Annotated in this window: 10 protein-coding genes; 7 read left to right on the forward strand and 3 right to left on the reverse strand. The window is 35.7% G+C overall.

Features of this window, described 5'->3' with window-relative positions:
• Positions 1-15: 15 nt before the first annotated feature.
• A complete protein-coding gene (locus ACXAGJ_RS22755; protein ID WP_474843235.1) occupies positions 16-1299 on the forward strand; it encodes a tetratricopeptide repeat protein in 1284 nt (427 codons plus the stop codon).
• A gap of 69 nt (positions 1300-1368) precedes the next feature.
• Here ACXAGJ_RS22755 and ACXAGJ_RS22760 read toward each other — a convergent pair whose 3' ends face one another.
• Positions 1369-3138, reverse strand: coding sequence for a serine hydrolase (locus tag ACXAGJ_RS22760; RefSeq protein ID WP_474843237.1), 1770 nt, complete (start codon positions 3136-3138; stop codon positions 1369-1371).
• 187 nt (positions 3139-3325) lie between these two features.
• On the reverse strand, positions 3326-5752 hold the full coding sequence (pheT, locus tag ACXAGJ_RS22765) for a phenylalanine--tRNA ligase subunit beta (RefSeq protein WP_474843239.1): 2427 nt from the start codon (positions 5750-5752) through the stop codon (positions 3326-3328).
• Between the two features lie 213 nt (positions 5753-5965).
• On the opposite strand from pheT, the gene ACXAGJ_RS22770 reads away from it, so the two are divergent.
• The 5 genes from ACXAGJ_RS22770 to ACXAGJ_RS22790 all read left to right on the forward strand — a co-directional run bounded on the left by ACXAGJ_RS22770 (position 5966) and on the right by ACXAGJ_RS22790 (position 12339).
• Entirely contained in the window at positions 5966-6262 is a 297-nt protein-coding gene (locus tag ACXAGJ_RS22770) for a hypothetical protein (protein ID WP_474843241.1), read from the forward strand.
• A gap of 151 nt (positions 6263-6413) precedes the next feature.
• Complete coding sequence (locus tag ACXAGJ_RS22775; RefSeq protein WP_474843243.1) at positions 6414-7643, forward strand: peroxiredoxin family protein; 1230 nt, start codon at positions 6414-6416, stop codon at positions 7641-7643.
• 128 nt (positions 7644-7771) lie between these two features.
• Positions 7772-8872, forward strand: a complete 1101-nt coding sequence (locus ACXAGJ_RS22780) for a DUF2911 domain-containing protein (RefSeq protein ID WP_474843245.1) — start codon at positions 7772-7774, stop codon at positions 8870-8872.
• Between the two features lie 178 nt (positions 8873-9050).
• On the forward strand, positions 9051-11144 hold the full coding sequence (gene pta / locus ACXAGJ_RS22785) for a phosphate acetyltransferase (protein ID WP_474843247.1): 2094 nt from the start codon (positions 9051-9053) through the stop codon (positions 11142-11144).
• 10 nt (positions 11145-11154) lie between these two features.
• On the forward strand, positions 11155-12339 hold the full coding sequence (locus ACXAGJ_RS22790) for an acetate/propionate family kinase (protein WP_474843249.1): 1185 nt from the start codon (positions 11155-11157) through the stop codon (positions 12337-12339).
• A 168-nt stretch (positions 12340-12507) separates the two neighbouring features.
• On the opposite strand, the gene ACXAGJ_RS22795 is transcribed toward ACXAGJ_RS22790, so the two are convergent.
• On the reverse strand, positions 12508-12699 hold the full coding sequence (locus ACXAGJ_RS22795; RefSeq protein ID WP_474843251.1) for a hypothetical protein: 192 nt from the start codon (positions 12697-12699) through the stop codon (positions 12508-12510).
• A gap of 510 nt (positions 12700-13209) precedes the next feature.
• Here ACXAGJ_RS22795 and ACXAGJ_RS22800 point away from each other — a divergent pair.
• On the forward strand, positions 13210-15789 hold the full coding sequence (locus ACXAGJ_RS22800; RefSeq protein ID WP_474843253.1) for an endonuclease: 2580 nt from the start codon (positions 13210-13212) through the stop codon (positions 15787-15789).
• The last annotated feature ends 419 nt before the right edge of the window (positions 15790-16208 follow it).

Raw genomic sequence — 16208 nt, forward strand, 5'->3', positions numbered from 1 at the left:
AAAAAAAGACGAGTAATGAAGACTAAATTTATCTTAGTGTTATTCCTAGCGATTAGTACTATTGGATTTTCTCAAAAAGAAGCAGCAAAAGCTTTAAAAGCGGCCAACAAAAATGTAAAGTCGGGTAATTTGGATGCAGCTGCTGATGCATTGAATGCAGCAGAATCACAAATGGATGGAGCTGAGGCTAAATTAAAAGCGCAGTTTTACTATTTAAAAGCTCAAGTACTTTCTGGTACTGCTGGAGAATCAGTAGACAAAATGGAAGGAGCTGCCAATGCTTATGTGAAAGCAATGGAAATAGAGAAAGAAGCTGGAAGTTCGAAGTATACAGCTGATGCTTCTCAAAAATTACAAACTTTACGTCAAGCTTTGGTAGAAGGAGCTATCAAAGATCAGAATGCTAAGAATTATAAAGACGCTTCTGAAAAGTTATATGTAAGTTATAAAACAAACAAGCAAGATACTATCTATCTTTATTATGCAGCAGGAAATGCTGTGAATGGTAAGGATTATGATACAGCTCTTAAATACTACAACGAATTAAAAACGATTGGGTTTAGCGGTGTTGCCACAGAATTTGTAGCGACCAACAAGGAAACTGGTGAAGTAGAGCCATTCGACTCTAAGCAGACCAGAGATCTTATCGTGAAGTCAGGAACTCACATCAAGCCGGAAGAGCGTGTTACTGATTCTAAAAAAGGAGAGATTGCTAAGAATATTGCATTGATCTATATCACTCAAGGTAAAGATGAAGAAGCAATGAAAGCAATTGAAGATGCTAAAGTAGAGAATCCTAATGATACTTCTTTATTACAAGCTGAAGCAGATGTATTCTATAAATTAGGTAATCTCGAAAAGTATAAGGAAATTATGGAGCAGATCGTTGCAAATGATCCTGAAAACCCAGACTTGTTATATAATCTAGGGGTTAGTGCTTCTCGTCTTGGAGATAATGACCAGGCACTAGATTACTATAAGAAAACTTTAGAGTTAAAGCCAGACTATACTGCAGCACAAATCAACGTTGCAGCATTGATCCTTGGAAAAGAAAAGGCTATCGTTGATGAGATGAATAACCTTGGTACTTCTAGTAAAGATTACAAGCGTTATGATGTATTGAAAAAGAAAAGAGAAGACGTTTATAGAAGTGCTGTTCCTTATTTGGAAGGAGCTTTAAAAAGCAATCCTGATAATGTAGAAGCTGTTCGTACTTTAATGAATATCTTTTATCAGTTAGACGATCCTAAGGCTGACGAAATGAAAAATAAGCTTAAGGCTTTAGAAGGAGGCAACTAAAAAACCTTCAAAACAATAATAAAAAAACCGGAAGCCAAGCTTCCGGTTTTTTTATTGTCCAATTGTATGCTAATCTTCATTGTATGGAATGTAATTATTCCATTTCCAAGGGGTAAACGTATCACCTAAAGCGACTTCTAAAAGTTCTTTAAAAATGGTATTTCCGTTATCGCTATTGGTCATGATCATAATGCCTTTCCCAGTTGAAGGAAATACAATAGAATAATGCTGAAACCCGTCATCACTATGCCCTCCCTTAAAAGCTCCAATACCATAAGGTGTAGTAAATAGATTCCACCCTAAACCTGAACTTAAATGAATAGCATCATAGGTATCGGTTGTTCTAGAAGAATATGGACCAAAATGTCTTTCTGATCGTATTCTAATCTGAGGCGTAAAGATCTTATTCCATGAATCCTGGCTAATGATTTTTTGTTGTAATACTGCTTCTAAGAATAGACTATAATCTATAGCAGATGTTTCTAGCGTACCACCACCTCTTGGTTCGTTATCAATATCTTTTGGTCTTGTTTCACCAGAAGAGGAATGTCCATAAGCAAAATCCTTTTCAAATTTGTTATTCCATTGATAGCTAGAATTATTCATAGCTAATGGAATGAAGATTTTTTCCTGAGCTAGATCTTCTAAACTTCTGTTTAAGATTTTTTCAAGAACTACCTGTAAGTAGATATATCCTTCTCCCGAATATCCATATTTGCTCCCTGGTTCAAAATTCACTCTTAATTTCTGATCTTTCTCAAACCAGCGATAGTTATTAAAACCAGTGGTGTGATTAAGGCACATTCGAGCTGTGATTTTGTGATATAAGGTGTCGTTTTTTAAATCTGAAAAATCATCATGCCATCTTGTAAGTGGCTTGTATTCATAGATTTTTTTTGGAAGATAGGATTCCAAAGGGGTATCCAAATCAATTACGTTTTCTTCTACCAATTTCATGACAAGTATAGCAAAAACGGATTTGCTAAAAGAAGCTCCGTATATATTTGATGAATCGTTTAAAAACTCTTTTTTCTCATAGTTTTTGTATCCAAAAACCTTTTGATAACTGATTTCATTGTCATTTAGTACTGTTACAGCAGCACCATGCACATTCGCTTTTTGTAAAAGTTGATTAATTTTTAGGGTTAAAGAATCCTTGGATATCGTAGATCCATCCAACCTGGTTACATTATCAGTAATGGGGCTTTTGCCATTACATCCTGTGATCAAAAATGTGGTAAGAACCAACAGAATCCCTAAATTCTTTAAATTGTTGGTTTTCCTTCTTAGAAATGGTATAGATGGTGGATAGTAGCATTTTTGTGAATTTATTGCCGATATCAAATTGATAATCATAACGATTAGGGTGTAGGGTATAACAGCAATGAATAGGAGAAACCCAATTCTCTGTATTGTTACCAGTGCGATGAATGATAAGGCAAGTAAAATAGTCATGGTGATTTGAAAATTTACAATAGCTCTCCCATGTTGATCGTACACTTTATTGTCTTCACGTTTATGAATCCATAAGAATAGAGGAATGAGGATATTGCAAAGAGGAATGACCATTCCCAAAATAGGAACACCATGCATTAATAAAAGCCATTTTTTTTGAATGTCTTCTTCTTTTGGGTTTTCTAAGACCAGAAGGTCTTCAACTTCTATTTCCAAAGCATTGGCCAGGAGCTTAATGGTTTGTAAGTGAGGTCGAACTTCACCTTTTTCAATACGTTGTATAGTTCGTATGGTGACTGTAGTTTTTACCGAGAGTTCTTCTTGAGTATATCCTTTTTTCTTTCGTTGATAGAGTAAATTTTTCGCTATTGATTGATCATTCATGATTTTTAATTTTTAGTTGAAACAAAGCTATCAATAGCGCCTCGTTTTTGTTACGACATTTAGGTGTCACCTATCTGTCATTTTAAGGTATAATAGGGACTAAAGGGTAAATTTAATGATATGATAAACAAAAAAAGTCCTGATTCAAAATTATCAGGACTTTTAAAAGCGTTTATAAATAGAAGATTTATCTCAATTCTGCTCCAAGTTTGTTTTCAAAATTACCTTGAAGTTTTTTCATTACTTTATCTACTTGTTTATCTGTAAGCGTTTTTTTATCGTCTTGAAAAATAAAACTAACCGCATATGACTTTTTGCCATTAGGAAGGTTTTTTCCCTGATAAACATCAAACAAATTGATTTCCTTTAGCAATTGTTTTTCCGTTTGTTTGGCAATGGTTTGAATCTCTTCAAAAGAAACGGTATTGTCTAACAGCAATGCAAAGTCTCTTCTTACTTCTGGGAATTTTGGAATTTCCTTAAACTTAATTTTGGTATGCTTTGCGTACTCCAGAACATTATCCCAATTAAAATCAGCATATAATACTTCTTGAGAAATAGAGAAATGTTTTAAAACAGATCTTTTTAGGATACCAAAATCTACCAATTTTGCTTTTCCAAGGCTGATTGAAATCCCCTCGGCAAACTGATCATTTTTTACAGCAGTAGTTTTGAGCCTGGTTAATCCCAATCGTTCTAAAATCGATAGGATAACTCCTTTCAAATAAAAGAAATCAGTGGGTTGCTTACTGTTTTTCCAACTTTCTACGGTTCTGTTTCCAGTAACAATAAGACTCAAATGCTTGTTTTCTACGCGAGAATCATCATAATTGTGGTACGTCTTACCAAACTCAAAGAACTTAAGGTCAGCTCGTTTTCTGTTGATATTGTACGATACCGCTTCTAATCCTGAATACAACATCGACTGACGTAATACCGCAAGATCATTGCTCAATGGATTCAGCATTTCCACATTATGTGATTCATTAAGCTGCTCACTAAGTTGAATATATTCTGGAGAGGTCAATGAATTGGCCATCATTTCATTAAACCCTTGTCCAATTAATTGATTAGATATCGTGTTTTGTACAGTGTGATCTGCAAACTTATCTATGTTAGCAATAGAAGCATTTAACTTTTGAGTGAATCCAATATTGTTGTATCCATATACTCGTAAGATTTCTTCAATCACATCTGCCTCTCTTTGTACATCATTTCTGTACGCAGGAATGGTAAGTCCAGTTCCTGATTCAGATACACTATTGATCTTGATATCCAAAGAAGACAAAATACTTTTGATCGTATCCTGTGGAATCTCTTCACCAATCAACTTTGTTGCATTTTCATAAGACAAAAAGACTTGGAAATCCTCAATTTTCTTTGGGTACAGGTCAGTAATTTCACTAGAGATCGTACCTCCAGCCAATTCTTTAATAAGTAAAGCGGCTCTTTTTAGAGCATATTCTGTAATATTTGGATCGATGCCTCTTTCAAACCTGAATGAAGCATCAGTATTTAATCCATGTCGTTTTGCTGTTTTTCTAACACTTACTGGATTAAAATATGCACTTTCTAGAAATACGGTAGTCGTTTTTTCGGTTACTCCGGAATTGATTCCTCCAAAAACACCTGCAATACACAGTGGTTTTTTTGCATCACAAATCATCAGGTCTTCTTCATGAAGTTCTCGTTCAACTTCATCAAGAGTAGTAAACTTAGTGCCAGCCGGCAAAGTTTTTACTTCGATTTTATTTCCTTCAATGTATTGTGCATCAAAAGCGTGTAATGGTTGCCCCAGTTCATGTAGTACATAATTGGTAATATCCACCACATTGTTTTTTGGGGTAATTCCAATGGCTTTTAATCGATGTTGTAACCATGTAGGAGATTCTTTCACCTCGATATCCGAAATGGTAACACCACAATATCTTGGAGCTAAGTCAGCATCAGCTACTTCAATATCAATTTTATGTAATCGATTTTCTACAGTAAAATTACTAACCGAAGGAGTAATAAGTTCTAGATTGATGTCTTTTTGTAAAAGTCCAGCTTTAAGATCACGAGCAGTACCCCAATGACTCATAGCATCCGCACGGTTTGGAGTAAGTCCGATTTCAAAAATATGATCATTTTCAATATCAAAAACTTCCGACGCTTTTGTACCCACAGAAATATCTGCATCCAACACCATAATTCCGTCATGACTGCTTCCAAGACCAAGTTCGTCTTCAGCACAAATCATTCCGTGACTTTCTTCTCCGCGAATTTTCCCTTTCTTAATGGTCCATTTTTCTCCCTTGTCGTCATATAGATTTGTACCAATAGTTGCTACAGGAACTTTTTGACCTGCAGCCACATTGGGAGCACCACATACGATTTGAACTGGTTCTCCGTTCCCCAAATCTACTTTTGTAATTTTAAGTTTATCCGCATTTGGATGCTTTTCGCAACTCAAGACCTGGCCTACTACTACACCTTCTAATCCTCCTTTTACACTCTGATAGGTGTCAATACCTTCTACTTCAAGACCTAAATCGGTTAGTAACTCTCCGGTTTTTTCTGCGTCCCAATCTATATGAATAAACTGTTTTAACCAGTTATAAGAAATTTTCATTGATGATTATTCTGATTTTAGTCGGTAAAGATAATATATTGAGCAGAGCAAACAAACAAGAATGTGAGGTTATCAACAAGGTAATTTTAGTTTCTTGAATTATAGATGTTCAACAAATTTTTAGGGATCTTATTTATTGGATTGAGTGTAAAATATTAAATATCAAAAGTAAATGCTTATTTTTGATAACTAGTAAGCCCTAAATACTAAAATATGAAAGGAATAAAACTAATGGTATTGCTATTTACCTTTTTGCTTTTCGCAGGTCATGATGGATTTGCTCAAAGAAAGGTAGATAGAAAGAAGAAAGAAGAGACTACTAAGGTTAGGAAAAAGACTGGGAAAGAAGAAGGGGCTGGAATGAAAGAAGCAGTCGCTAAGAGAAAAAGAACTTCTAGAAAGGAAGCAAAAAGAGATCGTGCGAGACGTATAAGAGCCATTGCAGAGAAAGATAGAAGGCGAAAACAGTCTTCAGAATCGAAAAAAAGAAGAAACTCAGGAGATAATTAATACATAATGCTCCTCATAAATAAATCAAAATGTCTGGAAGATTTTTTCTGGGCATTTTTTATTTGAATTCTTGAAAAAAAGAACTTTTATTTACAATTGGATAAATGACAAGTGTTCTGGTGCAATACTTAAAATATAGAATCATAAGAATATGAAAACACAAATAATAACTGGGGCTTTACTTACTATTTTTTTAGTGAGTTGTAAGAAAGAGGATAAAAAACAACCTATAGATCTTTTAGAAGGACCTTGGCGAGCTTCTCTTACTGTTCAGGATAACGAAGAACTTCCGTTTCTTTTTGAGGTAATGGAAGATGAAACGCTAAAAATATTTAATGCAGAAGAAGTTATAGATGTAGATGAAGTAGAAATTTATGGAGATTCTATAAAGATAAAATTCCCGGTTTTTGAAGGGTATGTTGCTGCCAAATTTGAAGATTCTCTTACGATCTCAGGAAGTTTTATAAAAGAAAGTTTGGACCGGGTTGTTCCTTTCAAAGCTACTTTTGGAGAACAAGATCGATTTGATATTGCTACTCCTCCTTCTACAAATATTACCGGAAATTGGGAAACAGTTTTTAGTCAGGATAACGAAGAAGATCGCTACATAGCAAAAGGCATTTTTAATCAGAACGGAAATATAGTTTCGGGTACATTTAGAACTACTACCGGAGATTATCGTTATCTAGAAGGTGTTATAAATGGTGATCAATTACAGCTCTCTACCTTTGATGGAGCACATGCGTTTTTGTTTACGGGTAAAGTTACCGATAGCACTCTAAACGGAAATTTCTATTCGGGAAACCATTGGAAAGAACCATTCGTTGCCAAAAGAAATGAGGAGTATGAATTACCTTCAGAAGATAGCTTGACTTTTATTAAGGAAGGTTATGATGGTTTAGAATTTAGTTTTCCGGATACCGAAGGTGCTATGGTTTCATTAGACGATGATCGATTTAAAGACAAGGCCGTAATTGTACAGATCATGGGAACCTGGTGTCCTAATTGTATGGATGAGACCAAGTATTACGTAGATTTTTATAATAAGAATAAAGAAAAAGATGTCGCTTTTGTTGCACTTGCTTTTGAATATGCAAAAACAAAGGAAAGAGCGGTAGCGTCGATACATCGTTTACAAAAGAAATTAAATGTACCATATCCTATTTTATTAGCTCAGCACGGTACATCCGATAAGAAAAAGGCACAAGAGAAACTACCAATGTTAAACCATGTGTTGTCCTATCCTACTACAATTTTTGTAGATAAAAAAGGAGAGGTTAGACGTATTCATACTGGATTCAACGGACCAGCTACGGGAAAAAAGTATGAAGAGTTTACAGCAGAATTTGAGCGATTTGTAACAGAGCTCGCTTCTGAGTAGTAGGCTTTAACAATCAATTATGACTTTCATTTGGAGTTTAACACTTAGGTAACATCTGGATTCGTTTTAACAATTTAAATTGGTGACCTATAGTTTTAATTAAAATATTTATTTCAAAAATGTCAGTCATGAAATCACTTAAACAATTTTCTATATGTCTGTTTGGGGCATTAATGTTAATGGGTACACAAGCGAATGCCCAACTTAATGTACCAGAAGGCAGTCAAAGAGGAAAAGTATCTCAACGTGTTGGGATTACAGATATCACTATCGATTATGGTAGACCAAGTGTAAAAGAACGAGAAATCTGGGGGAAATTGGTTCCTTATGGATATAACAACCTTGGGTTTGGTACTTCTACAGCTGCTCCCTGGAGAGCAGGAGCTAACAATAACACGATCATAGAATTTTCCCACGATGTAAAGGTAGAAGGTAAAAACATTAGTGCGGGGAAATATGGATTACATATCGCAGTAAAAGAAGATGGTGGAGCAACCGTTATTTTTTCAAAAGATAATAATGCCTGGGGAAGCTATTTTTATGATGAAAAGAATGATGCTTTACGTGTAGATGTGCAAACCAAAGAAGTTCCTCATACTGAAGTATTGACATTTTCATTTCCAGAATTTGAAGCCAACAGTGCTGTAGCTGCACTACGTTGGGAGAAAAAGGAAATTCCTTTTAAGATTGAAGTAGATGTAGCAGATATTGTTATGAAAGGAATCGAAAGCGATCTAAGAAACTCTCCTGGGTTTACGCAAACAAACTGGGATAATGCAGCCAATTATGCGTTTAATGCAGGAAAATTAGATAAAGCATTAGAATGGGTGAATGCTTCTATTAGTGGTAATTTCTTTAGTAAGGAAACTTTTGGTAACCTATCACTTAAATCTAATATATTAGCAAAACAGGGTAAAACAGCTGAAGCGATGACTTTTGTTGATAAAGCAGCCAAATTAGGTAATGCAACCGAGGTCTTTAGACTAGGAACTGGACTCATTGGTCAAGGTCAAAAAGATAAAGCCTTAGCAATTCTTAAAGACAATGTAAAGAACTCTAATGGAGCATGGCCTTCTAACTATGGGTTAGCCAAAGGATACGCAGCAACAGGAGACTTTAAAAATGCAATCAAAGCAATCAATACTTCGATGACAAAAGCACCGGATAGATTTAAGCAACGTCTTACTGGAGAATTAGAAAAGCTGAAAAAAGGTGAAGATATCAACTAGGTGACACAACATATTATTTAGAATGCAAAAGGTTTAGAGTATTTCTAAACCTTTTTTTATGGATATCAAATTACTTTTGTTAATATTATGAAGGGAAAATATAAATGAGTTCATTCAGGTAGAATGAGATGTTAGATCTATTGTTTGAACTATCTTTGCACCAACCAAATTTATAACCATGAGTAAAGCTGTTTATATAGCAACCATCGAACCTAATAGTGGTAAATCTATTGTGGTTTTAGGTATGATGCGTATGCTATTAGGAAAGGTAGCCCGAGTAGGGTATTTCAGACCAATTATTGATGATCCTAAAGAAGGAGAAGTAGATAATCATATCAACACCGTAATTTCTCACTTCGAATTGGATATTAATTTCAAAAATGCCTATGCCTTTACAAGAAGTGAAGTACTTCAGAAGTATAATAAAGGAAAATCCGGAGAGATTATAGACGAAATCATCCGAAAGTATAAGAATCTGGAAGAACGATTCGATTTTATTCTGGTAGAAGGAACTGATTTTTCAGACGAAGGAAGTATCATTGAGTTTGATATCAATGTGATTATCGCCAAAAACCTTGGGATTCCTGCAGTGATTGTTGCTAGTGGTGTAGATAAGAAAAATGAAGAAATCGTTGGTAATCTCAAATTAGCATTGGATACATTCAATAGTAAAGATGTTGAAGTATTAGCTATGGTAGCCAACAAAGTAACTCCAGGTTGTGAAGATGAATTGCAGTCTGCCTTCAACAAGAATTTTGGTAATGGAGTAGATAATATAGTAATACCAAAAATAGATGCCCTTATCAATCCTACAGTAAAAGAAATTGTAAATGAACTGGAAGGAACTGTGTTGTTTGGTAAGGAATACCTGAATAATCAAGCGGGTAATTATGGAGTGGGAGCAATGCAATTACGTAATTACCTAACACATATCAAAGACAATAGCTTGGTGATTACACCAGGTGATCGTGCCGATATCATACTGGGAGTGTTACAAGCGAATATCTCAGATAATTATCCAAAAATATCCGGGATTATTCTTACGGGGGGTATTGTTCCTGAAAAACCTATTTTAGATCTTATAGAAGGAGTTTCGATATCCTTCCCTATTGTATCGGTGCCCAGCGGTACCTTCTCGATTACGAATAAAATAGGAGCGATTAGATCCAGAATTTATTTAGACAATCTACAGAAAATAAACACTTCGATCAGTACATTCGAAAAATATGTGAATGAAGACCGTTTGGCAGAAAAGCTAGTTACGTTTAAATCCGAAGGTTTAACCCCGAGAATGTTTCAATACAACCTTTTGAAACGTGCTTTAAAACATAAGAAACACATTGTTCTTCCAGAAGGTTCTGATGAAAGAATCCTTAGGGCTACGTCAAGATTATTAGCTTCAGATGTTGTAGATATTACCTTGATAGGAAACGAAAAGAAACTAAGAGCTAAGGCAACCAAACTTGATATTCCAATTGATTTTGATAAGGTAAATGTTGTTTTCCCAACAGAATCTCCGAATTACGAGGACTATGTACAGACATTTTATGAGTTGAGAAAGCATAAAAATGTGAATCTGGATATGGCCAGGGATATGATGGCAGATGTCTCTTATTTTGGAACAATGATGATTTATAAAGGTCACGCAGACGGAATGGTTTCTGGGGCAGTGCATACTACTCAACATACCATACGTCCTGCATTGCAGTTCATTAAAACAAGGCCAGGGGTAAAGGTAGTGTCATCTGTGTTTTTTATGTGTCTGGAGGACAGAGTATCTGTATTTGGAGATTGCGCGATTAATCCAAACCCGAATGCAGAGCAACTGGCAGAGATTGCAATATCTTCTTCAGAATCTGCAGCTGCATTTGGAATTGAACCTAAAGTAGCCATGTTGTCTTATTCTTCCGGAACTTCTGGAAAGGGTGAGGATGTGGAAACCGTTAGAGCCGCTACAGCTATTGTTAAAGAAAGAAAACCTGATCTTAAGATAGAGGGGCCAATTCAGTATGATGCCGCTGTAGATATGAGAGTGGGGCAAAGTAAACTACCGAACTCAGAAGTAGCGGGACAAGCCAGTGTATTAATTTTCCCGGACTTAAATACCGGAAACAATACGTATAAAGCGGTACAAAGAGAAACAGGAGCGCTAGCTATTGGACCGATGTTGCAAGGCTTAAATAAACCAGTAAATGATTTAAGTAGAGGGTGTACGGTAGATGATGTATACAACACAGTTATCATAACAGCTATTCAGGCACAAGGACTATAAAAAGAAAATCATGCAAATATTAGTACTCAATTCAGGAAGTTCTTCTATCAAATTCCAATTGTTTCATATGCCAGAAGCCAAAGTGATTTGTTCTGGGCTGGTGGAGCGAATAGGATTACAGGATTCTAAAATAAGCTATAAGACAGATGATGATAAAATAGAAAATGTTCTAGACATCAAAGATCATAAAGAAGGATTGCAGTTGGTCGCCAATTATTTGATGGATCCCAAAGTAGGTGTGCTCAAATCTGCTTCAGAAATCAATGCTGTTGGACATAGGGTTGTACATGGTGGGAGTACGTTTACTCAAACAGTAACCATTACTGAAGAGGTGAAAAATAAGATTAAGAAGTTAGCAACTTTGGCTCCTTTACATAATCCAGCCAATTTGCAGGGGATTTTGGTAGCTGAAGAAATATTCCATTCTGCTAAACAAATTGCAGTTTTTGATACCGCCTATCATCAAACGATTCCTGTAGAAGCCTATAAATATGCGATTCCAAATTCGTTTTTAGAAGAACATAACATCAGATTATATGGGTTTCATGGGACCAGTCATAAATACGTATCCGAGAAAGCCATTGATTTTTTAGGACAAGAAGAATCCAAAATTATAAGTATCCACTTGGGTAATGGATGTAGCATGACCGCTATAGAAAATGGTAAAAGTATTGACCATACTCTAGGGTTTGCACCAATGAATGGATTGATTATGGGTACTCGTTCTGGAGATATAGATCCAGCGGTTATTTTTCATATGGTAAATGCGTTAGGATATTCTTTGGATGAAGTAAATGCACTTCTGCAGAAAGAAAGTGGTATGCTTGGATTAACTGGATATAGTGACCTTAGAGATATTGAATCTGAAGCCGAAAAAGGAAATGTAGCATGTAGGTTAGCATTAAAAATGAGTGCTTATCGAATTAAAAAATTTATAGGTGCTTACGCGGCTATTATGAATGGACTGGATGCGATTGTATTTACAGCGGGGATTGGCGAAAATTCTGATACCGTAAGAGCTCTGGTTTGCGAGGATATGGACTTCTTAGGAATCCATTTGGATAAAGAGAAGAATAAAGAACGGTCCAAAATGGCAAGAGATATTTCAGTATCAACTTCTAAAGTGAAAATTCTGGTAGTACCTACTAATGAGGAATTAGAAATCGCTAAACAGTCATTTGAACTACTTTCATAATAGTAACAGACCTACATAAAACAAAAGAATGACGATCATTATCGTCATTCTTTCCTTATGGACCAAAATTTATTATCAGCTTTGTAAGCTTTCAATCTGTTACCAGCATGAATTTCGAAATTAGTGTTTCATGCAATAAATACATTGGCAAGAAGTGAATACAGATACCTACGCCCAAACGCAACTTCCATTGGATTGACAATAACCGTAGTCACAAAAAACAATGCCGTTTGGAGTGGTGATACAACATCTTTTTGGACCATTACAGTATGGTCTTAGTACTCCAAACGCCCCATTGATTTCTTGCTGATCTTTTTTGTTTAATACTTGTACATCCTTAAGGTTTAGAATTTTTTTCATGGTTTAAATATTTAAGAGTTAGTCTATTGATTAAAATTGTAAAAGAACTTACAGGACTGAGTAGCTATTTGGGAAAGACAGACAAACTGATTAAAGCTTGCCTGTCATTAGGTTTTATTGAGTATGATCTGATATGATTATCTTTCAACTATTTAAGTCAAAAAGTATAACTTGGTTTAATTCTAAAATTACAGATGTGTTCATAATCAATATTCATAATAAAGGTATACTAAATACAGGAAAATCAAATATTCCAAATCCACATTCTTTTTGCGGTTTTTGTATCAATTATCCTGTTTGAAGTAAATTTCTTATAGCTATTGTGAGAAATAACTTATTAACAAGAAGCTGAAAATGTAAATTGTTGATTTTTAGAACTTTAAATTGTTTTAAGGGCGTAAAACACAGGTTGTCAACATACTACATAATGATTTGGTAACATTTACTAATAGCAGATTAAGCAAAATAATTTTAGTTTCGGCATTGATTAACAAACTAACTCTCAACACAATGAAAAAGACATTACTTTGGATAATGTTGGCGATTTGCTCTATTGCAACTGGCCAAGTACCATCATACTATAATGATGTAAATCTTACTTTATCGGGCACAGCTTTACAAAATGAACTAGCTGCAAAAGTAACCAATACACATACCAACTTTTTGACCTATACTCCTGGAGTCTGGAACGCTTTACAACAAACAGATCTGGATCCTAATGATGCTTCCAGAGTATTTTTGATTTATGGGTATAATGATACCGATGGCAACTCGACTACGGATAGAACCAGAGGTGTGAATAATAACGGAGGAGGATCTACCGATTGGAATAGGGAACACGTATACCCAAGATCTTTGGGTCAGCCTAATTTAGGAAGCGAAGGACCAGGATCGGATGCACATCATCTTAGACCAGCAGATGTACAACGAAACTCATCCAGAGGGAATAGGAAATTTGCAGATGGTACTGGTAATTCTGGAGCAACTGCACAAGGACATTGGTATCCTGGGGATGAATGGAAAGGAGATGTGGCTAGAATGATGATGTATATGTATATCAGATATGGAAGTCGTTGTCTGCCTACCAATGTAGGGGTGGGAACTGCAGCCAGCAGTGATGCAAATATGCTTCAGTTATTCTTGGAATGGAATGCCGAAGATCCGGTGTCTCAATTAGAATTACAACGAAACCCAATTTTAGAAAATATTCAAGGGAATAGAAATCCTTTTATAGATAATCCGGCATTCGCTACTCAAATTTGGGGAGGGCCACAAGCCGAAGACCGTTTTGGGAATACCGGAGGCGGAGGAGAAGACACCGTCGCACCTTCAACACCAACAAGCTTGACTGCGAGCGGTGTTACAACAACTTCGGTAAATTTATCCTGGAATGTTTCAACCGATAATATAGGGGTAACGGGATACGATGTATATAGAAATAGTACGTTTTTAGGAACATCAACGTCAAATAACTATTCAGTAACGGGTTTATCTGCAAATACATCATACACTTTCTTTGTCAGAGCAAAAGATGCTGCAGGCAATATCTCTGGTAATAGTAATACCGTTAATGTAACTACTCAGGATAATTCCTCGGGAGGAGGAAGCGCTACAGAACTTTTTATTTCTGAATATGTAGAGGGGTCTTCGAATAACAAGGCCATAGAAATAGCCAATTATACTGGTTCATCAGTAAATCTATCTGGATACGAATTAAGAAGACAAACTAATGGTTCTGGTTCCTGGTCTTCGGGAGTTGCACTATCAGGAACTCTTGCTAATAACGATGTTTTTGTAGTGGCTAATAGCTCGGCAAGTACGGCAATATTAAATGTTGCAGATCTTACTACCGGAGATTCTAGCATGACGTTTAATGGAAATGACCCTGTTGGATTATTCAAAAACGGAACCCTGATTGATATTGTAGGTACATTTAATGGAGGTTCTTCGAATTTTGCTAAAGACACTACTTTGAGAAGAAAATCGAATATTTCTTCTCCTTCTACAACATATACGGTATCAGAATGGGATTCTTTTTCGCAGAATACCTTTGATGATTTGGGAAACCATAATTTTAATGGAGGAGGAGGTTCTGGTCCAGATACCCAGGCTCCAACAACTCCAACAGGAGTTAGTGCGAGCAATATTACTCAAACTACTTTAGATCTAAGCTGGAATGCTTCTACCGACAATGTTGGCGTTACTCAATATGAAGTGATCCAAAACGGAGTAGTACTAGGAACCACTGCTACAACTAATTATTCTGTTTCAGGATTGTCGGTTTCTACAACTTATACTTTTGAAGTGATTGCTTACGATGCAGCCAATAACGCTTCAAATAGTGCATCGATCAACACTACCACTATTGGTGAGGTGTTGGTGTACTGTGCCTCAAGAGGAAATAATGTAAATTATGAGTTTATTGATTATGTTGGTATTGGCGGTATTGCCAATGCTACGGCCGGAAATGGTGGATATGGTGACTTTACCAGTCAGACAGGAAATCTACCTTACGGTTCGAATACGATTGTACTAAGCATTGGATTTAGAAGTGCATCGTATACAGAACATTGGGGAGTATGGATCGATTTTAATAAGAATGGTTCTTTCGAGTCTTCAGAGAAAGTGGTTACTGGATCCACTTCTAATGCAGGAAACTTATCCTATACGTTCACAGTTCCTTCTTCTGCACTAGCAGGTACCACAAGAATGAGAGTTGCGATGAAATGGAATGGTGCACCAACACCATGCGAGACTTTTGGTTATGGAGAAGTAGAAGATTATACGGTAAATATAGGAACGTCCTCGACTCGTGCTTCGGAAGTTATAAAAACTGATGGTGTTTTGCAGGAAGAAGGAAAAGTATTCGCTGCGAAAATAACGCCTAATCCTACATCCAATTTTATGAAGATTAAGGTTGCAGATCAAAGAGAGGCTACTTTCACTTTGGTTACTGTTCAAGGAAAAATCATAAAAAAAGGTAAGGTAACCGATAATAAGGTGCATCTAGATGGCGTAGCACCTGGTTTATATCTGGTCAACGTTAATGATGGAAATCGAACAATTTCCAGAAAAGTGATCGTGAAGTAGATACTAACAATCATCATAATAATATTAAAAAACGCCTTTGCATTTTGTAAAGGCGTTTTTTTGGTTTACCTAGAAGGAAAAGATATTCTTTTTTGATAAAAAAATGTAGGTAATATCTTGCAATCTGACTTTTTAAGAGGCAGAACATGCGCTTTATACTATTTTAATAGTTAAATATTTGTTTTTATTTACTAGTATATTACGATGAAATACACTTTTTTAGAAGTAATATGTAGGTTTTTTGAAGTTTATCGAGTCGTCTTGTAGTTTTTTTCCTATCAAATTGTCAGTTTTTTCGCGGGTTTTGAAAGGTTTTATTCATTCGGCTTAAATATTTTGCGGAAAAACCACGTCTAGAGTTTTCTTTTAAATCGTAAATTTAGAATAGATCAATACTTGATCTTTGTTCGTATAAAACC

It is taken from the genome of Aquimarina sp. AWH4_224 (assembly GCF_056160245.1).

Coding starts and splice junctions, on each gene's coding strand:
- ACXAGJ_RS22755 (WP_474843235.1), top strand. CDS start 16: ATGAAGACTAAATTTATCTTAGTGTTATTCCTAGCGATTAGTACTATT.
- ACXAGJ_RS22760 (WP_474843237.1), bottom strand. CDS start 3,138: ATGAATGATCAATCAATAGCGAAAAATTTACTCTATCAACGAAAGAAA.
- pheT (WP_474843239.1), bottom strand. CDS start 5,752: ATGAAAATTTCTTATAACTGGTTAAAACAGTTTATTCATATAGATTGG.
- ACXAGJ_RS22770 (WP_474843241.1), top strand. CDS start 5,966: ATGAAAGGAATAAAACTAATGGTATTGCTATTTACCTTTTTGCTTTTC.
- ACXAGJ_RS22775 (WP_474843243.1), top strand. CDS start 6,414: ATGAAAACACAAATAATAACTGGGGCTTTACTTACTATTTTTTTAGTG.
- ACXAGJ_RS22780 (WP_474843245.1), top strand. CDS start 7,772: ATGAAATCACTTAAACAATTTTCTATATGTCTGTTTGGGGCATTAATG.
- pta (WP_474843247.1), top strand. CDS start 9,051: ATGAGTAAAGCTGTTTATATAGCAACCATCGAACCTAATAGTGGTAAA.
- ACXAGJ_RS22790 (WP_474843249.1), top strand. CDS start 11,155: ATGCAAATATTAGTACTCAATTCAGGAAGTTCTTCTATCAAATTCCAA.
- ACXAGJ_RS22795 (WP_474843251.1), bottom strand. CDS start 12,699: ATGAAAAAAATTCTAAACCTTAAGGATGTACAAGTATTAAACAAAAAA.
- ACXAGJ_RS22800 (WP_474843253.1), top strand. CDS start 13,210: ATGAAAAAGACATTACTTTGGATAATGTTGGCGATTTGCTCTATTGCA.